The sequence below is a fragment of the Halomonas meridiana genome (assembly GCF_009846525.1).
Taxonomy (GTDB): domain Bacteria; phylum Pseudomonadota; class Gammaproteobacteria; order Pseudomonadales; family Halomonadaceae; genus Vreelandella.
In genome coordinates this window covers 1,157,927-1,181,952 of the sequence record NZ_CP024621.1, presented here as the reverse complement: position 1 = coordinate 1,181,952, position 24,026 = coordinate 1,157,927, and the positions used below count along the sequence as shown (strand labels likewise).

The window sequence follows — 24,026 nt, the reverse complement described above, 5'->3', positions numbered from 1 at the left end:
TGAACGCTTGATAAGATACGCCAAGGCCCGCCAATGCGGGCCTTGCGCATTTAAACAAACCCATAAGGTGAGTTAGCCGCAGCGCACCTGAAAACCGGCTGCCTGCAGCGATGGCTGCAATGACACCGCATCGTTCTCCAGGTAAACGGTCAGCGTGGCAAACTCGCGGCGCAGCGGGTAGTTGGCGCGGCAGCTATCAAAGCCCTTGGCAATCCCCTGGTGCATCACCTGACGCTGCAACGCATCGTGGTCACGGCGCACGTCATACACGGCCCGAACACACAGCCGAAGTGCATCTTCCACCGGCAATGCGCTCTGCAGCGTGAGGGTGGCCAGCGCTGGCGGCGGGCAGAGTTCGCTAAACGGCATACCGCTGGGCAGGTTTAACTGTGCTGCCAACGCCTGTTGAATCATCCAGGTGCCGCGCAGCTTACCATCCAGACTATGCCCGGCAATATGCGGCGTTGCTAAAGTGACCAAATCGCGCAGCCCGGCATCAATGCCCGGCTCGTCTTCCCAAACGTCCAACACGGCGGTGATATCGCCCTTCCCTGCCAAACGGCTACGCAGCGCTAGGCCATCAATGCAGTCGCCACGCCCAGCGTTTAGCAGCAGCGTACCAGGGGCCAGCTCGTTGATGCGCTGAGCGTTCAGCAGTTGATAGGTGGCGTGAGGGCCAGCCTTCACCAGCGGGGTGTGCAGGCAAATCACATCGCACTCATCAATCAGTTTATCGAGTGACACAAAGCCGCTTGCGCCCTCTTGTTCTGCTCTGGGTGGATCGCACACCCGTACCGCCACGCCAAGCCCCTGTAAACGGCGCTGTAAGCGGCTACCCACGTTGCCTGCCCCGACGATACCCACGGTTCGCTCCAGCAGCGGCCAGCTTTCTCGCTCGCTCACAGCCAGCAGGCTGCTGAGCACATAGTCCACCACCGCCTCCGCATTGCACCCTGGCGCGCTGGCAAAGCCAATATTGCGCTCTTTGAGATAATCAAGATCAATATGGTCGGTGCCAATAGTGCAGGTGCCCACAAAACGTACCGGGCTGTTCGCCAGCAGTGCGCGATTCACCTGAGTGATGGAGCGCACGATCAGCGCATCGGCGTTTTTCACGTCTGCCGCTCGGATCTCACGGCCCGGCAGGCGGTGCAGCAACCCTAGGCCTCCAAAACAGGCGTCGGCAGCGGGGATATTAGCGTCGATAACAAGTTTCATAGGCGTTTTGGTATCCGGGCTTTACAATACGCCCGCAATGGCTTGCTGTGCAGGCGTGATCAAGCAGTGGTTAAGGAGATGGGTGTGATCGTACGCTGGGAAACCGACCATGACTATGTGTTGGTGCATATTCACCAGGATATGTTCGGCGACTGGATTTTCAGCCGCGCCTGGGGGCAAATCGGCACCCAGTTTGGCGGGTTGAAACACCAGTTGGCGGACACTCTGGAGCAAGCAGAGATGTGGCTAGAGGATGAAACGACGATTCAATCCTCACGCGGGTTTCGCAAAGTGCTGGAAGCCGCCGACCATACACCGGAAGGCCAAGAAGCGATGCGCCAGCTGTCGCTATTAGACGCGCTCTGACGCATCACTCTTTTAGACGACTCTCCCCGCTTCATTAGCCTAAGAAGCGCCGCCCGTTGCGCTGATGCGCCCCCACAGGGGGCGCGTGTTCTGGCGGCGTGGTGAGCGCGGCAAGTGCCGCCTCATCCAACCAGCCCCGCTCGTTCAACCAGTGGCTTAAACGCGCCACATCGAAGCCGCGATCCAGCTCAACCCCGTTGGCATCCACCAGTACCGGAATCCGCGTGCCGTATTGCTCCACCAGCGCGTCGTCGTCGCTGATCTCGATGTGGTGCAACCTCACCTCTTGATTAGCCAGTGTGGCCACCAGCGCCTCTAGCTGGGCGCACAAATGGCACCCCAGCGTCGTGTAAATCGATAGTTCAATCATCGCCCTTGCTCTTTATCGGCTCAGGAGGAGTGGCTCATGAAGAGTGGCGCAGCAAAAACACGTGGTGCAGGTTGGTGCGCCGCTGGAAATCCGGGTCGAAGGTGCGCGTGGTGATCTCCTCTACCGCGTAGCGCTCGCTTAGCGCTTCATCCAGCTTAAAGCGCCGCTGGTTGTTGGAGAACACCAGCGTACCGCCGGGGGCCAGGCGTGCCATGGCCAGTTCCACCAAACGCGGATGGTCGCGCTGAACATCCAGCGTGTCGCGCATCTTCTTCGAGTTCGAGAAGGTCGGCGGGTCCATAAAGATCAGATCAAACTGCGCGTTGGCGGTTTCCAGCCAGCGGAAGCAGTCATCCCGCACCACGCGGTGAAGCCTAGGGTCAAGCTTATTGAGCGCAAAGTTGTCCCGCGCCCACTCCAAGTAGGTGTTGGACATATCCACGCTAACGCTGTCGCTGGCCCCGCCTAGCGCGGCTTGCACAGTGGCCGTCGCGGTATAGCAGAATAAGTTGAGAAAGCGCTTGCCGCTGGCCATCTCGCCGAGCATCCGGCGTACCGGACGGTGATCTAGAAACAGGCCGGTATCCAAGTAATCGCGCAGGTTGACCCATAGTCGTGCGCTACCCTCCTGCACTTCAAAACGCTCGCCGCTGGCATCGCGCTTTTGGTACTGGGCCGCACCGGTTTGCCGCTCGCGGCGCTTGACGTAAATCTTACTGGGGTCGACACCCAGCGCCTCAGGCAGCACGTCCAGGGCATCGAACAGCCGTTTTTGCGCCTGCGCCGGATTAATAGAGCTGGGCGCGGCGTACTCCTGCACATGTACGCGGTCGCCGTAACGATCCACCGCCAGCGCGTACTCCGGCATATCGGCATCATAAATGCGGTAGCAGGTCTCACCGCTCTGCTTCAGCCACTTTTTTAGCCGTTTCTGGTTTTTCGCCAGACGATTGGCAAACATCTGCGCATTTTCCGACACCGCCGGTTTTACCGTACGGCTTGCCTGAGGCGCTACGCCCGCGTCTGTCGGCTCACCGCTCTTCTCAGGCGCAGGGCGGGAGCTGCCAATCTCCATTAACAGCAGTTTGGCATCCAGCGCGCCGTTTTTCAGTGCGTACTGTTTATGGGCACGCAGGCCTAAGCGGTGGCCAAGATCCGGGTTGCCGGTAAACAGCGCCAGCGTCCAGCCTGGGAACAGTGCTTTGGCTTTTTCACCTAGTTGGGCATAGAGCCGCACCAGTTCCGGCAGCTCGCCCAAGCGCTCGCCGTAGGGCGGGTTGGTGATCATTAGCCCCTGCTCGGCGGTCAGGGTGTCTGGTCGGCTCAGTTGAGCCAGACTCTGACCATGGAGCGTAATTAACGCCGGAATGCCCGCCCGCATGGCATTAGACTTGGCGGCAGTCAGTGCTGCCGGGCTTTGATCGAAGCCCAACAGTTCCGTTTTGCAGCGTTTTCGGCCAATGGAGGCGCGTGCTTCGGCTTCGCGTTTTAACTCACTCCACACAGCGTCTTGATGGCCTGCCCAGCCGTGAAAGCCAAACCGCTCGCGGTTCAGGTTAGGGGCTTGGTCAGCCGCCATCAGCGCCGCTTCGATCAGCAGCGTTCCTGCCCCACATAGCGGATCGATCAATGGCTCGCCCGCTTTGGCCCGCTCCGGCCAGCCGGCCCGCACCAGCAGCGCTGCCGCTAGGTTCTCTTTAAGCGGCGCGTGGCCCACATCGCGGCGGTAGCCACGGCGGTGCAGGCTCTCGCCAGAGAGATCAATCCCCAGGCTCAGATTGGCCCGGTGCAGGTGGGCGTAAATACGCAGGTCGGGGGTTTTGGTATCGACATTGGGCCGTTCTTGACCGGCCAGCTGCAGCGCATCCACCACGCCATCTTTCACCGTTTGTGCGCCGAAGCGCGTGTGGCGAATATGGTCGCTGCGGCCATGAAAATCCACGGCCAGGGTCTTGCCGGGGGCAAGATGCTGGCTCCAGGCGATGCGCGCAACCACGTCGCGCACCTGCTCGGCGGTCTCTATCATCGCTTCACGCGCCAATAGCAGAATCACGCGGTTCGCTAGGCGGGACCATAAACAAACCCGGTAGGCAGTGGCTTGATCGGCAGAAAAATAGACCCCCGCCACAGTGGTTTTACCCAGTTCGGCGCCCAGGGCCGACAGTTCATCCGCCAGCAGGCCTTCGATGCCTTTGGGGCAGGTCGCCAGGAGATTAAGAGGGGCAGTTTGGCTCAGCTCGGTCATGATGATCGCCGCGCGTAACCGCGCGATATTCCTATATATGGCAAATGAATGTATGTCTTATGACAATTTGATGGTCGACAAGTGACCCCATCATGGTCTAACAATAAGAGGGTAGCTACTAAAAACGCATGCGTTGCTTGTCAGGGTCTCTATCGTGTCTGTTTCAAAACGCCGATAACGACCCATGGCTTGTCTGAGCTTGCCGCTTCGCCCGTTCAGCACGTGAGTGCTAGGCATTAGCGCTGAGGCAGCAGCTCGCTCTTGAACTTGAAGTCACCTCTCGAAGTGGAGTTGGCAATCCTGGTAAAGCGCGCCTGCGGGCCTGCTGTTACTACGTTGCCTTACGCACTGCTTCTTATCAAAGGCTTTCATGCAAAGAGGTTAGCCAATGAAACGACAAAAACGTGATCGCTTCCAACGGGCTTATGTTCACGGCTACAAAGCGGGCATTACGGGTCGCTCCCGTGATGATTGTCCCAGTCAAGATGTCAATTTACGCGAGTATTGGATGAGCGGTTGGCGTGAAGGTCGCGGCGACCAGTGGGATGGAATGATCGGCGTTTCCGGCATTCACAAAAACCCCATGGTCATGACCTAGTTTATTTACCTTTTACCCAAACATTGGAGACGGAGCCCGCTACCAAGCGGGCTTTTTATCGTCTCAACACCACGTATCCTCTCAACACTGCGGTGTTAGCCCTGCTGCTTTAGCGCCTCGACACACTGCCTCACCAGACCAGGCCCTTGGTAGATCAGCCCTGAGTAGAGTTGTACGACATCCGCTCCCGCGGCTATTTTCGCCCTGGCCGCCTCGCCGCTATCGATACCGCCTACGCCAATGATCGGCAGCATCGGCAGATGTGCGCGCAGCAAACGGATGACCGTATTGGATGCCTCGAACACCGGCTTACCCGAAAGTCCCCCAGCCTCTTGGGCTTGAGGGTCGTCCTGCACGGCGTCACGGGAGACGGTGGTATTGGTCGCAATCACGCCGTCCAGCTCGTTGCGCGCAATGCTGCCAGCCACCAGCGCGACTTCCTCTTCGCTCATGTCCGGTGCGATTTTTACCAGCAGCGGCACGTTTCGGCCTGCTTGGCCGTTCAGCTCTCGGCTTTTCTCACGAATCGGCCCCAGCAGCGCGTCTAACTGTTCGCCAAACTGCAGCGTGCGTAGCCCCGGCGTATTGGGTGACGAGATATTCACCGCAATGTAGTCCGCCGCGCCATGAACGGCGTCGAGGCACAGCAGGTAATCATCCAAGGCATGCTCTACCGATGTCGTCAGATTCTTACCGATGTTGATACCGACAATGCCGTTGTAGTGGCGCTTTTTGACCTGGGCAACGAGATGCGCCACCCCTTTGTTGTTGAACCCGAAGCGGTTGATGATCGCCTCATGCCCAGCCAGCCGAAACAGGCGTGGTTTCGGGTTGCCCGGTTGGGCTTTGGGCGTCACGGTGCCCACTTCCACAAAACCAAACCCCAGCTCGCCCAGCGCATCGAGATGGTCGGCGTTCTTGTCCAGCCCGGCCGCCAGCCCGACCCGATTAGGAAAACGTAACCCCATGAGTTCGATAGGGTCACTCACCGGCTCACCATACAGCCGCTGAATACCGCCCACTTTGTGCAAAGCGTCGAGCGCGTTCAGCGCCATGCCATGGGTGGTTTCGGGGTCCAGGCGAAACAGCAGCGAGCGGGCAATTGGGTACATCGGCAAGACTCTCCTAAGCGGTGGGCGACATGCGAGCGGGCGCAGTATAGCTCACATCGCCCGGGCTTCGCAGGATGAAAAAAGCCGCGCCTTGGTCTACCAGGGCGCGGCTTTTCCACGAGCGTACAGCGAGTCGCTGAGTACGCGTTGCGGCTTACGCTTCGCTGTCGCTCTCGGCGAGGTCGACCAACTCACGCACGGCCACGGCAAACAGTGCGAATCCACCTTCACTGCCACCGCGCACTTCGTCGATCAAGCGGCACCAGCGACGGTGTAGCTCGGCATGCTGCTCTAGCCACTGGGCTACTCGCTCTTGGGTATCGCGGCTGCCCGCCTCCAACTTCAGGACGCTGGTGGTCAGCGCCAGCTGCTGGCGGTCAATGTCGTCGCGGAAGGTTTCCCGCGCCTGGGCCTGCCAGGCGTCGCGAACTTCCAGATGCGTGACCTGTTGGATCATCCAAGGTAGCTCTAGGCGGCTGCCGATTTCGTAGAACACCTCGGCCACCCGCTGGGGTTTCTCGTTGGTGATCCGTGCGGCCTGAATGATGCCCAGACCAGCGTAGAGGCTGGGCGCGGCGGCCACCGTAGCGGCCAGTGCTTCCGGCACGCCGGCTGCTTGCAGCTCGTCGCAGCGCTGACGCCATACGGCCTGCTCTTCGCCGCTGAGCAGCTCGCCGATGCCCTCCTGCAACTGCGCCAAGCGCGGACCGAAGTACTCGATGGTGTCCTGGGTCGAGAGCCCCAGATGCTGACGCAGGAACCAGCGCGTAGCGCGGCGGATCATACGCATCAGGTCCAGCATCATGGAGTACTGCACACGGCTCGGCACTTGGTTATCCAACGCTTCGATCTGCGCCCACAGTGACGGCAGGTTGAAGGCGTCGCGAGCCACCACGTACGCGCGGGCGATATCGGCGCGGCCAGCGCCCGTCGAGTCCATCAAGCGGCGTACGAAGACGATGCCCATGTGATCGACGAGATCGTTGGCCACCTGCGTGGCGACGATTTCACGCTTCAGACGGTGATCGTACATCTCGCTCTGATAACGCTCGGTGAGCACGGCCGGGAAGAGACGCTCCAGGTGACGATGGATATAGAGGTCGTCCGGCACGTCGGAGTTGATCAAGTCGCCCTTCAGGGTGCTCTTGGCGTAGGAGATCAGCACCGACAGTTCCGGTAAGCGCATGCCCTGATTGTTGCTGGCGCGCTCTTTGAGCACGTCATCGGCGGGCAGGAACTCCAGCTCGCGGTCGATTTGACCGGCGGACTCCAGCTCGCTGATGAAGCGACGGTACGGCCCCATGCCCTGGTGAGACAAGATCTCCGACAGGTCCAGCGCCTGGGTCTGGCGGTAGTTATCCAGAATCACCAGGTCGGCGACCTCTTCGGTCATGTCGGCCAGCAGCTGGTTACGCTGCTTGTCGGTCATATCGCCACGCTTGACCACTTCATCGATCAAGATTTTGATGTTGACCTCGTGATCCGAGCAGTTCACGCCGCCCGCGTTGTCGATAAAGTCGGTGTAGACGCGTACCCCGTTGGCGGCGGCTTCCATCCGGCCACGCTGGGTCAGACCCAGGTTACCGCCCTCGCCGACCACGCGGCAGTTCAATTCTTTACCGTTGATACGCAGCGCATCGTTGGCTTTGTCGCCCACGTCTGCATCGGTCTCTTCAGAACTCTTCACGTAAGTACCGATACCGCCGTTCCAAATCAGATCGACCTTCGCTTTGAGCATGGCGCGAATCAGGTCGTTGGGCGACAGGCGAGCGTCTTCGATCCCAAACGCTTGCTGCATTTCCGGCGTGATGGTGATCGACTTGGCGCTGCGGCTGAATACGCCGCCCCCTTGGGAGATCAGTTCGCTGCTGTAATCTTCCCAGCTGGAGCGCGGCAGATCGAACAGGCGCTTACGCTCGGCAAAGGCCGCTGCGGCATCCGGGTTCGGGTCGACGAAGATGTGCAGATGGTTGAAGGCGCCCACCAGTTGGATCTTGTCGGAGAGCAGCATGCCGTTACCGAACACGTCCCCCGCCATGTCTCCGATACCCACCACGGTAAACAGATCTTCTTGGGTATTCACGCCCAGGTTCTTGAAGTGGCGCTTCACGGATTCCCACGCCCCACGAGCCGTGATCGCCATCTTCTTGTGGTCGTAGCCGTTGGCACCACCGGAAGCAAAGGCGTCGCCTAGCCAGTGACCGTACTCCACCGAAATCGCGTTGGCGATATCGGAGAAGGTCGCGGTGCCTTTATCGGCAGCAACCACCAAGTAGGTATCGTCATCATCGTGACGCACGACGTTTTGCGGCGGCACTACCTCGCCACCTACGAGGTTGTCGGTGACGTCTAACAGCGCGCGAATGAAGATTTGGTAGCAGGCGATCCCCTCCTTTTGCTGGGTTTCGCGGTCGGCGTTTTCCGGCATGCGCTTGCATACGAAACCGCCCTTCGCGCCGACGGGCACGATGACTGCGTTTTTCACCTGCTGCGCTTTCACGAGGCCTAGCACTTCGGTCCGGAAATCTTCAAGACGGTCCGACCAGCGCAGGCCACCCCGCGCCACTTTACCACCGCGCAGGTGAACGCCTTCGACCCGCGGCGAGCAGACGAAGATCTCGAACGCCGGACGCGGCTTGGGCATCCCAGTGACTTTCGATGGCTCTAGCTTGTAGGCAATGTAATCCTTGTAGCGGCCATCGTCGGTGGTCTGGTAGTAGTTGGTGCGCAGCGTCGCTTGAATCAACTCCATGAAGCGGCGCAGCAGTTGGTCGTCGTTGAGACTGGCAACGCCTTCCAGGTGCTCGTTGAGTCGCGCAAGGCAATCATCGACACTGCTGGACTGCAGGGCCGGGTCGAAACGCAAGCGGAACAGCTCTACCAGGGTCTGGGTAATGGCCGGATAGTTGGCCAGCGTTGCGGCAATGTAGTCTTGCGACATACCGAAGCGAATCTGCTTCAGGTAGCGGGCGTAGCCGCGCAGCATGGCCACTTCGCGCCAGTCCAGCCCAGCGCCGATGATCAGGCGGTTGAAGGCGTCGTTATCGGCCTCGCCTGCCCAAATACGCTTGAACGCTTCGCTGAAGGTATCGCGCATTTCGCTGAGATTGACGCCTTCACGGCTATGCTCCAGCTCGAAATCGTGAATCCAGTAGCGCTGCTGTGGGGCATTGATATCGTAGGGGCGCTCGCCAATCACGCGCAGCCCCAGATTTTCCATCATTGGCAGCACGTCAGAGAGCGGAATTTGCGATTCGCGGTGGAACAACTTCAGGTTCATGCCGCCCGCCTGCTCTTCCAGCGGGCGATAAAGCGAGAGCGAGAGATCGTCGCCGTTATCCAGATTCAGCAGGTGCTGGACATCGAACACGGCCGTGCGAGCGTTGAAATCTTCCCGATAGCTGGCGGAGAACGCATCGTGGAACTGATCGATTAGGTGGTTCGCACGCTCTTCACCGAAGCCTTCGATCATCGCCGCCTGCAGGTCATCGCGCCAGCTGCGGGCTAAGCGAGCGACTTTACTCTCCAGACGTTTGAGATCGTATTGGCTCGGGGCATCGCCGTTGAAGCGCAGGATCAGTTGGATACGCGCCAGCACCGACTCGGATAAATAGGTGTTGAAGTCGCCAAAGTGGGCGTCGAGCTCATCGCACAGCATGCCCTGAATGCGCTGGCGAAGGTCGGTCGAGAAGACGTCGCGCGGCACGAACACCAAGCAGGAGTAGAACTTACCGCTGACATCGGCGCGGATGAATAGCCGCACCTGACGGCGCTCGCGAATGTTGAGAATACCCAGCGCCGTGCTGGCCAAGGATTCGGTGCTGATCTGGAACAGATCGTCTCGTGGGTAGACTTCCAGCACCTGCAAGAGCTGTTTGCCGTTGTGGCCCTGGGGGTTGAAGCCCGCGATATCCATCACGGCCTTGAGTTTGCGGCGTAGCAACGGAATATTGCGCGGCGACTCGTTGTACACCGTGGCGGTGAACAAGCCAAAGAAGCGACGCTCACCGATCACGTTGCCGTCATCGTCGTAGCGGTCGACGGTGATGTAGTCCGGGTACGTTGGCCGATGCACGCGGGAGTGGTGGGCACTTTTAGCGAACGAGAGCAGCTGCGGCACCAGCACATAGTCATCGTGCTCATCGATGCCCTCTTCGGTGCGGATACGCTCACGGTAGCGCGGCTGGTCCAACCGGAACACACCCAGCACGCTGTTGGGATCACGCTGCAGCTCGTTGCCTTCCAGCAGGTACTCATCGTAGCCCAGGAAGGTGAAGTTATCTTTCAGCAACCACTCCAGGAAAGCGATGGCCTCTTCATGGTCGTCCGGGTCGATCTGCGGCGGGCAGTTTTTTTCCAGCTCTTGAATGGCGGAGGTGATTTGACCGCACATGGCATCGAAATCGCCCACGGCGGTACGCACGTCCCGTAGGACTTCTTGCAGGTTACGCTCGATTTTTGCCAGAGACTCGGCATCGGTGTGGCGATCAACTTCGATGACGATCAGCGATTCACGGGCGTCCGGTGCATTCTCATCTTTGGGAGAGGTGAGCGCCTTCAGCTGATGCTGGCTATCACGGGCCACAGCGAACACGGCGTTTTGAATGGCGTGTACCGTTAGGCCGCGACGGTTGAGTTCGATGCGCACGGAGTCGACCAAAAACGGCATGTCTTCATGCAGCACCGCCACGAAGGTGTGGGTAGACTGCCAGCCGTGCTCTTCGAAATCCGGATTGAAGATACGGACTTTAGGGCTTTTCGGATCATGGTGCTGGAGAAATTGCCAGATGGACAGCGTCGCACCGTACAGATCGTCCAAGCGACGGTCGACCAAGTCTTCTACCGGCACCGTGGCATAAAAGTGGCGCGCAAAGGCTTCGATGTCGGCCGCCCGCGCTGGCTCCAGTCGCGCTTCCAAGCGCTCTTGTAGCTGCTTTAAAAGATCCCGCCGACTCTCTTCGATCGCAACGTAATGCATCCATCACCTCGACTGCCTGGGGCCACTACTTAGGCCAAAAAAACGAAGGACAATAGGCCTTTAGGCCACACTACCCGTTAGCTTACGCTACCCATCATCGCCACCCTAACCATCTGACAGGTTATTCATGGTGTATGCCGCTTGTGCATCATAAGCACTATTGACAAGTTCCTCGCCGCTCATGTGCGTTTGTTCAAGACGCGCGTCGAGTGAGCAGCACGCCACATTCACAGTGGTGGGTAAACGGAAACTGGTCAAATAGCGCGAATCGCTCGATGTCGTGGGTCTTGGTCAGCAGCGCTAAGTTCTCGGCCAGTGTGACCGGGTTGCATGAAATATAGACGATTTGCGCGTATTCGCTGATTTGATGGCAGCTCTGCTCATCCAGCCCCGCTCGGGGTGGATCGACCAGCACAGTCGTGAAGTCGTACTCGTCGAGGGCCATGTCGGCCACGCGGCGGCCGGTCTTCTCGCCCTTCAACGCCAGCGCAAACTCTTCCGCCGACATGCGCGCTACGTGGGCATTGGTCACGCCGTTGGCCTCGAGATTGACGTTGGCGCTAGCCACCGAGGTGCGCGAGATTTCAGTCGCCAGTACGCGGCGGAAATTGTCGGCCAGAGCAATCGTGAAGTTGCCGTTGCCGCAGTAGAGCTCCACCAGATCCTCTGCTTGGCGACCTTGCGTCACCTCTTTGGCCCAGCTCAGCATGGTTTGGCAAATGTGGGCATTGGGCTGGGTAAAGCTGTTTTCTACCTGCTGGTAGTGCAGCGTGCGGCCATCCACCGTGAGCCGCTCCCATACGTGATCCTGGGTCAGTACCAGACGCTGCTTGCGGGAGCGGCCAATGATCATGATATCCAGCGCTTTCTCCAGGGCACGCGCTTCTGCCTCCCAGGCCTCCCCCAGCGGGCGGTGATAAATCAATGTCACCAGCGCTTGGCCGGACAGCGTGGTGAGAAACTCCACCTGAAACAGACGGCGGCGCAGTTCGTCGCTGGCCAGGCATGCCTCACGTAGCTTGGGCATCAGCGCGTTGATCTGGGCGCTGGCGACTGGAAACTGATCGAGGCGCACGACGCGTTTGTTCTTGGGGTTCTCCGGGTCGACCTCGAACATGGCATAGAACAGGTCATCCTCTTCATGCCAAATACGGAACTCGCAGCGCTGGCGATAGTGGCTGGGCGGCGAGGGGTACACCTCCAGTTCAGGTGTATCGAACGCGGCGAAGGTGCTGGCCACGTAGGCTTGCTTTTCGGCCAGCTGCTCGTCGTAGCGTGCTGGATCTACAGTCGGGATCGCCAAGGTGGCTCCTCATTACTCATGGTGAACGTCTAAAAAGGCGCTTTACTGGTCGACAGCCTCACGGGCATCGGGCAGCGCCAGCAGCCGTGGTGGCTGAAAGCCGTAGCGGGCGAAGCCATCGGTCAACGCGGTAGCGGGCGCTGTCGTGTAGCAGCGACCATCGTGGGCGCTGCTGACCAGCGTGGTGGCAACTTGCCCGACCCGGCGGGCAATGGCATCGCCGGAATCGACCCAGGTAATCGGCACCGGGGCCAGCGTGACCAACTGCGGCTGCAGTAGCGGAAAATGGGTGCAGCCCAGCACCACGGTATCCAGCGCGGGGTGCGCCTTGGTGGCTTGCCATAGGGGCGTCAGCGCCTGCTGCACACGCGACATGTCGAGAGGCACGCCCGCTAGCCACGCTTCGGCTTCCGTTACCAGGGCATCTGCCGCTATTTTGGTGACGCGGCAATCGCTGGCGAAGCTATCGATCAACCCTTGGGTATAGGGGCGATTCACCGTGGCCGTCGTGGCCAGTAAACCGATATGCCGCGTGGCACTCAATTGCGCCGCCGGTTTGATCGCCGGTACGGTGCCAATCACTGGAATCGAAAGCGCTTGGCGCAGCCCCTCCAAAGCGAGGGTGCTGGCGGTATTACACGCCACGACAAGCACGCTAGCCTGGCAGGCTGTTACCGCCGCTTGGCATACCGTGATGATGCGCTCGGCTAGCGTCGTGTCGTCACGCAGCCCGTAAGGAAGCCAAGCGTTATCGCAGGCGTAGCAAAGGGCAGCCGAGGGATAGTGCTGGCGCAGCGCATGGGCAACGGACAGCCCGCCCACGCCGGAATCAAAAATCAGTATTGGCCCTGACATTACCCCTCACCTGCCCATCCGCATTGTTAAATCCCAGCGCTACGCAACGCCCCATGGCCAGTCACGTCACGCGTTGGCGTAACGTGTCAGCCGCCCATAAAAACGGGGCGCTAGTTTAACACGCCCCGTTCGGCACAGAAGGATTCACATGGGATCGCACTTACAGCGCGGGCACATCAGCCCCGCACAGCTCGGCGTATAGCTCAGGGTAGGCAAGCTGAAGCCGCTCCAGCTCTTTTTCGGCACCGTCCGGCAGGGCCTGACGAAGCTCTTCCATGTCCTCTTCGCTGAAGTGTTTGTCGATCAGCGGGAAAAGCCCTTCACGCTCGTGGCGAAGATAGCCGCGATGCGCGTCCAGGTACGCCTTGAGATCTTCGGCAAAGCGATCCATCGGCAGAATGTTATCCATGAGAATCATGTCGATATCATGGGAAAGGCGCATCAAACGGGGCTTGAGCTCACGATAATCGCTGGCCATCTGCTCCATCAGAGGCAGGTGTTCCGGAGCCTGAACCTGCAGCCGCTCGACACAGATCCGCTCCAGCGGCGTTGCAAAACCATCCATGTAGGACAGAATGTAGTCCACGACTTCGCGCATCAATTGGAAGTCAGGCCGCTCACCGCTGGCCAAGGTTTTATGCTTTAGCTGCAGCACATGGAGCATTCGCGCCATGTTGGCATGATCTAGACGCAGTTGGTTTAACATCGTGCCGTCTCCTTCGTAAGTGTCATGCCTGCTGCTCTCTCCCTACAAAAGCAATAGGCACGCGATCATGAGCTGGGTTCTACTACACTAGCGTTAATCCTTGCCATGCGCCTCTAGATTGATCCACACAGGACGGGCGCTTATTCACGGTTATGCCAAAAGGTAGCCTGACGTTACGCTATTTACCACAGACACTTGTTAAGCGTTGGTCGTTCAACGTCTCGATTTACAACGGAAGTTTATATGGATCTTTTTGATGCAACCCCCGGGGACGAGGCCCCGCTAGCCTATCGCATGCGCCCGTTGACCCTGGATGACTACATCGGCCAGCAGGCACTCGTTGGGCCAGACAAGCCGCTGCGCCGTATGGCCGAGTCGGGGGTAGTGCGCTCGATGATTTTGTGGGGCCCACCCGGCGTTGGTAAGACCACCCTTGCAGAGCTGTTGGCACGGGCGTCCGACGCCCATCTCGAGCACCTAAGTGCGGTAATGGCTGGCGTCAAAGAGATTCGTTCGGTGGTGGAGCGCGCACGCCAGCGCACCGCGCCCACGCTTCTCTTTTTAGATGAGATTCACCGTTTGAACAAGAGCCAGCAGGATGCGCTGCTGCCTCACGTAGAGTCCGGCTTGTTAACGCTGATTGGTGCCACCACCGAAAACCCCTCGTTCGAGGTGAATTCGGCGCTGCTCTCCAGAGCGCGCGTCTACGTGCTGAAATCCTTGACACCGCAAGAGCTGATCGAGGTGATGGAGCAAGCGCTTGCCGACACGCAGCGCGGGCTGGGCAAACGGGCCATCGAGGTGGAGCCCGGCGTATTGGCAGCATTGGCACACGCCAGCGCGGGGGATGCCCGGCGCGCCCTGGGGCTGCTTGAAACCGCCTGTGACTTCACCGAACGGCAGAATGGGCGTGACGTGCTGCGCAAAGCGGTGCTGGCGGATGTAGTGGGCCATCAATCCAGCGCGTTCGATAAACAGGGCGATGCCTATTACGACCTGCTATCGGCGATTCATAAATCGATTCGCTCCTCCCGCCCCGATGCTGCGCTTCTCTATATGGCACGCTTCATTCAGGGCGGTGGTGACCCGCTGGACATCGTGCGGCGTTTGACCGCCATTGCCTCCGAAGACGTCGGCAATGCCGACCCGCGCGCGCTGCCGTTGGTCATCGCTGCCTGGGATGCCTATTTAAGGCTAGGTGATTATGAAGGCCAGCGGGCGATTGCTCACGCGGCCATTCATTTAGCGGTGGCTCCCAAAAGCAACCGCATCGACCGCGCCTGGAAGAGCGCCCAGCAGTTCGTGCAACAGCAGCCGCAGGTAGAGGTGCCCACCTACTTGCGTAATGCGCCCACCAAATTGATGGAGCAGCTGGGTCATGGTGAGGGCTACCGTTACGCCCATAACGAGCCGAACGGTTATCCAGCAGGCTGCGCCCACAACTGCTGGCCGGAAGACGTGCCCAACGCACGCTTCTACGAGCCGAGCGCATTTGGACAGGAGAAACGCTTCGCAGAGATCATGGCGTGGCGGGAAGAGCGCGACCAGGAAGCAGATCGAGCGCCATAGAGCGCCCGATCGTCACATCACAGGCGGGGCTGAACACGCCCGCCCTTCTCTACGGACTCGCTCTCTACATCTCTTCGCGAATAACGTCCGTGCCTTCCGGAATTTGGAAATCGAACAGTTCGCGGTCGATATTACCGTTGCGAGTAATGTCGCTAAAGGTAATGGCGGTGCGCTGACCGGTGCTGTCCATCATCCACAGCTCGGTGAGGGTATCGCCGTCGAACACCATACTGAGCTCTTCAAACAGCGTATCTGCCAGCGTAGGCATCAAGGTAAAGACATCGTCGCCATCCTGCTGCTCGTAGAACACATCGTAGCTTTCGGTCAGCTCGTCGGCACTGCCTGATAGCAGCAGCGCGGGCGTGTGGGTGACCCGGTCATCCATCGCCTGTACCGTCACCTGCTCCAGGTCGGGGTCGTAGAGATAAACGTCCTCACCGTCGGAAACCACGGTTTGTGAATAGGGCGCCTCGACTTCCCAGCGCAACATGCCGGGACGCGACAGCCACATTTCCCCACGCGCGCTCTGCAAACGATCACCGCCTCCATCGAGAATCTGCTGTTCGAAGGTGGCATGGTAGTTTTCCAGCGGATCTAGGCGTTCGGTGAGCCGTTCTGCAGCTTCATTGGCCCAGGCTGCCATGGGGGCAGCAAAGGTCAGACCGAGCGCACTGGCTGCCAGTGCCAAGGCCGGTGAGCGGCGGTTAGAGGGTTCGCGCATGTTCTTTCTCCCTAGGCAATCATTGCCGAATAGCGGACGAGGCAAAGAGCGTAAAAAAGCTCCCTATGCCCCTCAGACGCGAAACGCGCCGCGGGGTTTCACCAGCGGCGCGACTTTCACGCTTGTTGCATGGTTGGTGTGGTCACGCTCAGTGGCCCACCGGTGGCGGCGCCAGCACCTCGCGGGCACCGTTGGTTCCCATGGAAGAGACCACACCCGCGCCCTCCATGGCTTCGACTAACCGCGCCGCGCGGTTATAGCCGATCTTAAAGCGCCGCTGTACGGCGGAAATGGACGCCTTGCGGGTCTCGGTAACGAACTGCACCGCTTCATCGTAGAGGGCATCTTGTTCGGCATCGTCACCGTCGACGCCTTCCGCTTCGAGCCCGGTTAGCGCATCGGCAGATACGCCGCCGGAGAGAATCTCTTCGATGTACTCCGGCTCACCGCGACGTTTCCAGTCATCGACCACCCGGTGGACTTCATCGTCGTCCACGAAGGCACCATGGACACGATTCGGCGGACCGGAGCCCGCGGGCAAGTAGAGCATATCGCCATGACCCAACAGGCTTTCGGCACCGCCCTGATCGAGAATGGTGCGCGAATCGATCCGTGAGGAGACCTGGAACGCCATCCGTGACGGAATGTTCGCCTTGATCAGACCGGTCACCACATCCACCGAGGGGCGCTGGGTGGCCAGAATCAGATGGATACCGGCGGCCCGCGCTTTCTGTGCCAGTCGCGCGATGAGCTCTTCGACCTTTTTGCCGACGATCATGAACATATCGGCAAACTCATCGATGACCACCACGATGTAGGGCAGCTTTTCCAGCACCGGCGGTGTTTGGTGCATCTCCCAAGGCTGCGGCTCCCACAACGGGTCGGCGACCTGGGCACCCGCGCGCTCAGCTTCATCGAGGCGCGCGTTGAATCCGGCGATGTTGCGCACACCCATGGCAGCCATCAGCTTGTAACGGCGCTCCATCTCGGCCACGCACCAGCGCAGGCTGTTGGCGGCCTCTTTCATATCGGTGACGACCGGAGCCAGCAAGTGCGGTATGCCGTCATACACCGACAGCTCCAGCATCTTGGGATCGACCATGATCAACTTGAGCTCGTCGGGCTTGGCCTTGAGCAGCATAGAGATCAGCATCGCGTTGACGCCCACCGATTTCCCCGAACCGGTCGTACCGGCCACCAGCAGATGGGGCATTTTGCCCAAGTTCGCGACCACCGGGCCTCCGCCGATATCCTGGCCAAGCGCCATCGTGAGCGGCGAGCTCTCCTGCTGGTAGCGGTCCGAGTCGATCACTTCGCGCAGTCGAATCATGGCACGGTGCGGGTTAGGGATCTCGATGCCCACCGTGGGCCGACCGGGAATGACCTCGACCACGCGAACGCTCTTCACCATCAGCGAGCGCGCAAGATCTTTCGCCAAATTACTGATTTTGGAGACTTTTACCCCAGCAGCCGGTTTGATTTCGAAGCGGGTAATGACCGGGCCGGGCCAGGTATCCACTACCTCGGCTTTGACGCCGTACTCCCGTAACCGTACTTCCAGTAGCTCGGCCATGTCGGCAAGCTGCTCGTCGGTATAGTTCGGCTGATGCGGCTCCGGTGGCGTAAGTAGCTGCAAACTGGGCACATCCCCCTCGGGCTCTGGCAGCGTTTCAAAGGCCGGACGCTGGCTCTGCAGGTGTTCGACGGTCCAGAGGGTGGGACCGTTATCGGCCTCCTCGTCCACCGAGTCGGTCGAGAACGTGGGTTCATGCCGGGCGCTGGCCGCAGCCTGCGGAGCGGTGGCCGGACGGATCGGGAGCTCCTCGTCATCGTCCTCCCACACCGGCTCGGGCACTACCTCAGGCACACGCTCTCGGCGCGGCTCCGCTGACATGGGAGACGCCTGATAGGCAGGTGGATGCGCCTCACTGCGCAGCGTGCGGGGTTCTGGTTCTGGCTCTGGTTCCGAACGACGCGTCACCGTCCCCGGCGCGATGGGTACAGATGACTCTTGCTCGTCGTGTTCATCGCGAGTTGCGCGCAACGGCACGGTCGGGGCATAGACGTCGCTTGCCTGCTCCTCGCTGGCGTTTAGAGGTGAGTACTCACTCTCTTTCTGATGTACTGCAGGCTCTGGCTCACCCACGGGCTTGGTCGCAAACGCCTGTGCGTTTGGCGAGGATGCCTCGGACGCTTCGAGCGGTACCTCAGTATCGGCGATAGAGGGCGTTGGCTCTGGAGCAGGCTCCTCGACGTCCTCCGGTGTGCGCGCGGAGAGCGGCATGATCGGCTCGTCGGGCGCGTCTTTCTCTGGCGTCACCTTCGGAGCAGGCGCTGTCTCCGGCTCGGGGTCTTGAGATACGGCAGCAGCGGGAGGGGGCGGTGCGTAACGCTCGCTCAGCACAGCAGCCGCTTCCCAAGGAATCGACGTATCGGTGACCGACGACGCCTCTTCCTCTTCGGCGGGTGCCGTGAAGCTCGGCTCACGGCGCTCACGACGACCGGCTGGTGAACGCTCACTCACGGCAGCACGCACGGGTGGCTCGGGGGCTTCACGGATGCGCGGAGCGACTGTCGCTTTCTCCTCATCGACCTCTTCATCGACAGGGTCAGTACTCGTATCGCTCGGCTCTGCCCAGGAGCGCTGCTTCACTTTGTTGGACGCCGCCTTGGCCGCTGCACGCACGGCAGCACGTTCGGCACGCTTTTCGCGCCGCTTGGCACGACGCTCGCCAAACCAACCGCCGATACGGCAAAGCTTACGACCGACTTCATCGGCAATCTGTAGCCACGACATGCCACTAAACAGCGGAAACCCAATCAGGATGAGCGCTGCCGCGATCAGGCCCACGCCGCCGCTACTGACGAGGGGTTTCAAGGTGCCCACGAGCCCCTCTCCCAGGATACCGCCGGAGGCATAGGGCAAAATGCTATCGGGGTGATAAAAGTGCAAGGCGCCCAACATGGTCGTGCCGAACATCAGCAGCACAAGGCCACCCGCCCGCACGGCAATCGCCACGGGGTCTAATTCGAAGCGCACCTGGCGTGAGCGCATTAGCCACCAGGCGGCGTAACCAAACATGCCCGGCCACCAGAGCGCGCTCGCTCCGAGCAGCGAATAAAGCACATCGGCCAGCCAAGCTCCGACCGGCCCCATCCAATTGCGCACCTCGGTTTCCGGACCTTGATACGACCAGCCAGGGTCGGCAGGGTGATAACTAAACAGCGCTAATAACAAGAAGACGCACAGCGCCAGCATGACGACCACCACCCCTTCACGGGCGGAGCCCTGCAGGCGCAGGCCAAAACGGCGCGCCTTGTCCTTCGCGGCATTGACCCGCGTCGATGATTGAGAACTCGATGGTGACTGACGCGACTGCCGCTGCGTTCGCTTGTCTACCGCCTTATTTACTTTCAAGCGATTCTCCCTTTACACCACACGGTGTCTTTAATCCACTTGCGAGTTTGCATCATACCGAGCATCCTTCCGCCGTCACAGCGCTTCGACGGACGCCACTAGCAACAGGAGCAAGCGATGCTACCTTGGCTCTCATCGCCACACCCCACTTTTCCTTCCACCGAGCGGGCGTTGGATAACCCTAACGGCCTGCTGGCTGCCGGTGGAGAGCTTACACCAGCCTGGCTGGTAGACGCTTACCGAAAAGGGATATTTCCTTGGTATAGCGACGATGACCCCATTTTATGGTGGAGCCCAGATCCGCGCATGATCCTGCTGCCTGCACAGTTTAAACGACGCCGCAGCCTAGCTAAACGGCTGCGACATGGTGGCTTTCACGTGACGCTGAATCAACACTTCACGCAAGTGATCGAAGGCTGCGCCGCCCCGCGCAAAGACGCGCCTGGCACCTGGATCCATCCAGAGATGCGCCACGCCTACCAGCGTCTACATGCGTTGGGCATTGCCCACAGCGTCGAAGTCCACCACGGCGGCCAGTTGGTGGGCGGGCTCTATGGCTTGGCGATGGGACCAGTATTTTTCGGCGAGTCGATGTTTTCACGCCAGCCCGACGCCTCTAAAATTGCTTTGGCCCATTTGGCAAGCGCCATGCACACCCATGGCGGCAAGCTGATCGACTGCCAAATGCACACGCCGCACCTGGCCAGCCTGGGCGCAACGACAGTCGCCCGCAGTACGTTCATCAACTATCTTGAAGAGTGGTTGCCAGACAAAGCATTTTGCTTGGCCAGCGCTGCGGATCAAGTGCCGAGCGTCCCCGACTCGCCGTGGCTCGCCGCGATTGCATCAGGCACCGCAGCAACAGAGTGACTGCCGTTCATGACCAAGGAGGCAAGCCGTGAGTAGTAACGCTCCTCGCCGCCCCGTGCGGGATTTGCGCTTCTTCCTAACCGTTCCTCACGCCTGCAGCTATCTGCCAGGCAAAGAGGCAACCACGCTGTTTCTCGACCCTCAGGAGTCGCCCGTGCCTGGGGTGTACGATTCGTTGTCGCTACTGGGCTTTCGACGCAGCGGACGCCACTTATACCGCCCCCACTGCGAGGGATGCAACGCTTGTCGATCGGTGCGGATTCCGGTCAATGACTTCCGCGCCAATCGCACCCAGCGAAAAGTCTGGCGGCGCAACGCCGATATCGAGACCCGCGTCATCCCAGCGCGTTTCGATGCAGCGCACTATGCCCTCTACGCCGACTACATTCGACAGCGACACGCCGACGGCGACATGTTTCCGCCTAGCCGCGATCAATATCGAACGTTCTTGACGCTAGAAGAGCCGTATGCGCATCTGCTGGAAATGTACCTGGAAGGCGAGTTGGTAGCGGTGGCAGCCTTCGATCAGCTCGAGCACGGGCTATCGGCCATTTATACGTTTTTCAAAGTGGACGAAGCCCTGGAGAGGCGCTCCTTTGGCACCTTGGCGATTTTAAAGCTGATCGAACTGTGCCAAGAGAAACGGTTGCCGCATCTTTATCTCGGTTACTGGATCGAAGAGTGCCGCAAGATGCGTTACAAGCAGGCGTTTTCGCCTATCGAGCTGCTGGACGGGCGTCATTGGCGACCGTTGATGCGCTAATCTGGCCAGCTTTTTTGCCTTGACGGCAGGCTTACGGCACAATATAGCGCTGTTTCTTAGGCGTGCTGGTTTGTGTCGACGCCGTCGGAAACACTCATTCGACTATCCACGATGTAAAATAAGTGAGGATCTGCCTATATGGCACGCGAAGATCATATTGAAATGGAAGGCGTTATTGTTGATACCCTTCCCAACACCATGTTCCGGGTTGAGCTGGAAAACGGCCATGTCGTGACGGCTCACATCTCTGGCAAAATGCGTAAAAACTACATCCGCATTCTGACTGGCGACAAGGTCAAGGTAGAGTTGACGCCCTACGATCTGTCCAAAGGCCGTATCGTTTACCGCTCGCGCTAAGCCTTGCTAGTGCCCTCAAGCAACGTCTGCTCGCAGACACGCCCCACGGCTATTCGTACCGCGTAATTACGGCGCCGCTCCCTGGAAACGACAACGCCCCGTCGAAGACAGGGCGCTGTGCGTTACTGCTTGTCGGTCATCTTAGCGCCCTTTTCAGGGCGCATCTGCCATCTCCGACTCTGTCGAGAGGCGAAGCTCTCCCTCTTCCAAGCTGACATGCACGATACCGCCGTGCTCGGCCAGCTCCCCGAACAGAATCATTTCTGCAAGTGGCTTCTTGAGCTTCTCTTGGATCAAGCGAGCCATCGGCCTTGCACCCATATCCGGGTCATAACCTTTCTCTGCCAGCCAATCCCGCGCGGTGTCGTCTACGTCCAGCTGTACGCGCTTCTCGTCCAGCTGCGCCTGTAGCTCGATAAGGAACTTGTCGACGACGTTGCGCACCACCGTGGTGGGCAAGGCATGGAACTGGATAATACCGTCCAAGCGGTTGCGGAATTCGGGCGAGAATGTCCGACGAATCACTTCCATCGCATCCGTCGAATGATCCTGGCTCTGGAAGCCGATGGAGCGACGCGACGCCTGCTCGGCCCCGGCGTTCGAGGTCATGATCAGAATTACGTGGCGGAAGTCTGCCTCGCGGCCGTTGTTATCCGTCAGACGCCCATGGTCCATGACCTGCAGCAACAGGTTGAAGACCTCTGGGTGCGCTTTTTCGATCTCATCAAGAAGCAATACGCAGTGAGGCTGCTTGGTGATCGCTTCGGTCAGCAGACCGCCTTGATCGTACCCCACATAGCCAGGAGGAGCACCGATCAACCGCGATACGGTGTGACGCTCCATGTACTCCGACATATCGAAGCGCACCAACTCGATACCCATGATATGCGCCAGCTGCTTGGCCACTTCCGTTTTACCCACCCCAGTCGGGCCAGCAAACAGGAAGCTGCCGACGGGTTTATCAGGAGACTTCAGCCCTGCGCGCGAGAGCTTGATGGCCGCCGACAGTGAGTCGATGGCTTCATCCTGTCCAAACACCAGCATTTTCAGATCGCGGTCCAGCTTCTCGAGCTGCTTACGATCCGAGCTAGAAACACTCTTCGGCGGAATCCGCGCAATGGAGGCCACGACGGCTTCCACCTGCTCCACGTCGATCGTGTTTGCACGCACTTCTGGAGGCAGCATCCGCTGATGCGCGCCCGCTTCGTCAATCACATCGATCGCTTTGTCAGGCAAGAAACGATCATTGATGTAGCGATCTGCCAGACGCGCCGCACTTTCCAGAGCGCCATCGGTGTACTTCAGTTCGTGGTGCTCCTCGAAGCGCGAACGTAGCCCTTTGAGAATCTTGATGGTGTCTTCCACGGACGGCGCCAACACGTCGACCTTTTGGAAACGGCGCGCCAGAGCACGATCTTTTTCGAAGATACCGCGAAACTCCTGGAACGTGGTCGAACCAATGCAGCGCAGCTCGCCTGAGGAGAGCAGCGGTTTCAGCAGATTGGACGCATCCATCACGCCACCCGAGGCAGCGCCTGCACCAATCACCGTGTGAATCTCATCGATGAACAGGACGGCATTGGGCTGCTTGCGCAGCTCGCTCAACAGGCTCTTGAGACGCTTCTCGAAGTCGCCGCGGTACTTGGTGCCCGCCAGCAGTGCACCCATATCGAGGGAGTAGACGACTGCATCGGCGATGACTTCCGGCACGTCTTCTTCGACGATGCGCTTGGCCAATCCTTCGGCGATGGCGGTTTTACCGACACCGGCCTCACCCACGAGCAGCGGATTGTTTTTACGGCGACGGGCCAAAATCTGCACCACCCGCTCGAGCTCGTGATCACGACCAATCAGCGGGTCGATTTTACCTTGGCGCGCCTGCTCGTTGAGGTTAGTAGCATAGCCGGTGAGCGGATGCGCAGCCCCTTCGGCGCTGCCCTCTTCCGCATCGTCGTTCTCTTGAGACGAGGGAGACGGCGACGGGCCATGACCGGAGACTTTCGAGATGCCGTGAGCGATGTAGTTCACCGCATCGACCCGCGCCACACTCTGCTGCTTCAGGAAATAGACCGCTTGACTCTCTTGCTCAGAGAAAATCGCCACTAAGACGTTAGCGCCAGTGACTTCGCTCTTACCTGACGATTGCACATGGAACACCGCACGCTGAAGCACGCGTTGGAAGCCCAGCGTCGGCTGTGTTTCACGATCACCCTGACCCTCGGGGATCAGCGGTGTGGTCGAGTTAATGAAATCCTGCAGATCGGACCGCAGCTTGTCGAGGTTTGCCCCGCACGCCTTCAGCACATCCACCGCAGAAGCATTGTCCAGCAGCGCCAGAAGCAGGTGCTCAACGGTCATGAATTCGTGGCGCTTTGAGCGAGCCACGGTGAAGGCCGTGTTCAGGGTCAGTTCAAGTTCTTTGCTCAGCATGGCAGTCCCCTTTTCGCTACTACCTAGGGCATATCGCCACCTAGGGCTTGCGTCGGATCAGTTTAATCGACCGGCACTTTCAACATCGGGTACAAATGGCGTGGTTGCAAGCCCCTTCACTACTTTTTTTCAACGCAGCTCACATCG

General features: G+C 59.6%; 17 protein-coding genes. 6 read left to right on the top strand and 11 right to left on the bottom strand.

Annotated elements, in window-relative coordinates:
* Positions 1–72 precede the first annotated feature (72 nt).
* Positions 73–1,218: a 4-phosphoerythronate dehydrogenase PdxB gene (gene pdxB, locus CTT34_RS05770; RefSeq protein ID WP_159341589.1), complete on the bottom strand. Its 1,146-nt coding sequence runs from the start codon at positions 1,216–1,218 to the stop codon at positions 73–75.
* 84 nt (positions 1,219–1,302) lie between these two features.
* On the opposite strand from pdxB, the gene CTT34_RS05765 reads away from it, so the two are divergent.
* Positions 1,303–1,584, top strand: coding sequence for a hypothetical protein (locus CTT34_RS05765; RefSeq protein ID WP_139525487.1), 282 nt, complete (start codon positions 1,303–1,305; stop codon positions 1,582–1,584).
* 34 nt (positions 1,585–1,618) lie between these two features.
* Here the strand turns inward: CTT34_RS05765 and CTT34_RS05760 are convergent, their stop codons facing one another.
* Positions 1,619–1,954 carry a glutaredoxin family protein gene (locus CTT34_RS05760; protein ID WP_159341588.1) on the bottom strand — a complete coding sequence of 112 codons (336 nt, stop codon included), beginning with the start codon at positions 1,952–1,954 and terminating at the stop codon, positions 1,619–1,621.
* Between the two features lie 34 nt (positions 1,955–1,988).
* On the bottom strand, positions 1,989–4,199 hold the full coding sequence (gene rlmKL / locus CTT34_RS05755) for a bifunctional 23S rRNA (guanine(2069)-N(7))-methyltransferase RlmK/23S rRNA (guanine(2445)-N(2))-methyltransferase RlmL (protein ID WP_159341587.1): 2,211 nt from the start codon (positions 4,197–4,199) through the stop codon (positions 1,989–1,991).
* A gap of 388 nt (positions 4,200–4,587) precedes the next feature.
* Between rlmKL and rmf the strand changes: the two genes are divergently transcribed.
* The gene (gene rmf, locus CTT34_RS05750; protein ID WP_159341586.1) at positions 4,588–4,797 is read left to right on the top strand and encodes a ribosome modulation factor; all 210 of its coding nucleotides are present in this window, start codon (positions 4,588–4,590) and stop codon (positions 4,795–4,797) included.
* Positions 4,798–4,892: 95 nt separating this feature from the next.
* Here the strand turns inward: rmf and CTT34_RS05745 are convergent, their stop codons facing one another.
* The 5 genes from CTT34_RS05745 to CTT34_RS05725 form a co-directional block, all read right to left on the bottom strand.
* Positions 4,893–5,909: a quinone-dependent dihydroorotate dehydrogenase gene (locus tag CTT34_RS05745; protein WP_159341585.1), complete on the bottom strand. Its 1,017-nt coding sequence runs from the start codon at positions 5,907–5,909 to the stop codon at positions 4,893–4,895.
* A 154-nt stretch (positions 5,910–6,063) separates the two neighbouring features.
* Entirely contained in the window at positions 6,064–10,887 is a 4,824-nt protein-coding gene (locus CTT34_RS05740) for an NAD-glutamate dehydrogenase (RefSeq protein ID WP_159341584.1), read from the bottom strand.
* Positions 10,888–11,080: 193 nt separating this feature from the next.
* A complete protein-coding gene (gene trmA / locus CTT34_RS05735) occupies positions 11,081–12,190 on the bottom strand; it encodes a tRNA (uridine(54)-C5)-methyltransferase TrmA (protein WP_159341583.1) in 1,110 nt (369 codons plus the stop codon).
* Between the two features lie 42 nt (positions 12,191–12,232).
* Complete coding sequence (murI, locus tag CTT34_RS05730) at positions 12,233–13,045, bottom strand: glutamate racemase (RefSeq protein WP_159341582.1); 813 nt, start codon at positions 13,043–13,045, stop codon at positions 12,233–12,235.
* Positions 13,046–13,205: 160 nt separating this feature from the next.
* Entirely contained in the window at positions 13,206–13,751 is a 546-nt protein-coding gene (locus CTT34_RS05725) for a hemerythrin domain-containing protein (RefSeq protein WP_159341581.1), read from the bottom strand.
* A gap of 243 nt (positions 13,752–13,994) precedes the next feature.
* On the opposite strand from CTT34_RS05725, the gene CTT34_RS05720 reads away from it, so the two are divergent.
* The gene (locus CTT34_RS05720) at positions 13,995–15,320 is read left to right on the top strand and encodes a replication-associated recombination protein A (RefSeq protein ID WP_159341580.1); all 1,326 of its coding nucleotides are present in this window, start codon (positions 13,995–13,997) and stop codon (positions 15,318–15,320) included.
* A 64-nt stretch (positions 15,321–15,384) separates the two neighbouring features.
* Here the strand turns inward: CTT34_RS05720 and lolA are convergent, their stop codons facing one another.
* A complete protein-coding gene (gene lolA / locus CTT34_RS05715) occupies positions 15,385–16,041 on the bottom strand; it encodes an outer membrane lipoprotein periplasmic chaperone LolA (RefSeq protein WP_159341579.1) in 657 nt (218 codons plus the stop codon).
* Between the two features lie 148 nt (positions 16,042–16,189).
* Positions 16,190–19,459, bottom strand: coding sequence for a DNA translocase FtsK (locus CTT34_RS05710; RefSeq protein ID WP_159341578.1), 3,270 nt, complete (start codon positions 19,457–19,459; stop codon positions 16,190–16,192).
* A 117-nt stretch (positions 19,460–19,576) separates the two neighbouring features.
* Here CTT34_RS05710 and aat point away from each other — a divergent pair, with 117 nt between their 5' ends.
* From aat to infA, 3 genes are all read left to right on the top strand, one after another.
* Positions 19,577–20,329: a leucyl/phenylalanyl-tRNA--protein transferase gene (gene aat, locus CTT34_RS05705; RefSeq protein ID WP_159341577.1), complete on the top strand. Its 753-nt coding sequence runs from the start codon at positions 19,577–19,579 to the stop codon at positions 20,327–20,329.
* A 28-nt stretch (positions 20,330–20,357) separates the two neighbouring features.
* Positions 20,358–21,092, top strand: coding sequence for an arginyltransferase (locus CTT34_RS05700; RefSeq protein ID WP_159341576.1), 735 nt, complete (start codon positions 20,358–20,360; stop codon positions 21,090–21,092).
* A gap of 138 nt (positions 21,093–21,230) precedes the next feature.
* Positions 21,231–21,449: a translation initiation factor IF-1 gene (infA, locus tag CTT34_RS05695; RefSeq protein WP_007111068.1), complete on the top strand. Its 219-nt coding sequence runs from the start codon at positions 21,231–21,233 to the stop codon at positions 21,447–21,449.
* A gap of 153 nt (positions 21,450–21,602) precedes the next feature.
* Here the strand turns inward: infA and clpA are convergent, their stop codons facing one another.
* Positions 21,603–23,879 carry an ATP-dependent Clp protease ATP-binding subunit ClpA gene (gene clpA / locus CTT34_RS05690; protein ID WP_159341575.1) on the bottom strand — a complete coding sequence of 759 codons (2,277 nt, stop codon included), beginning with the start codon at positions 23,877–23,879 and terminating at the stop codon, positions 21,603–21,605.
* Positions 23,880–24,026: the final 147 nt, after the last annotated feature.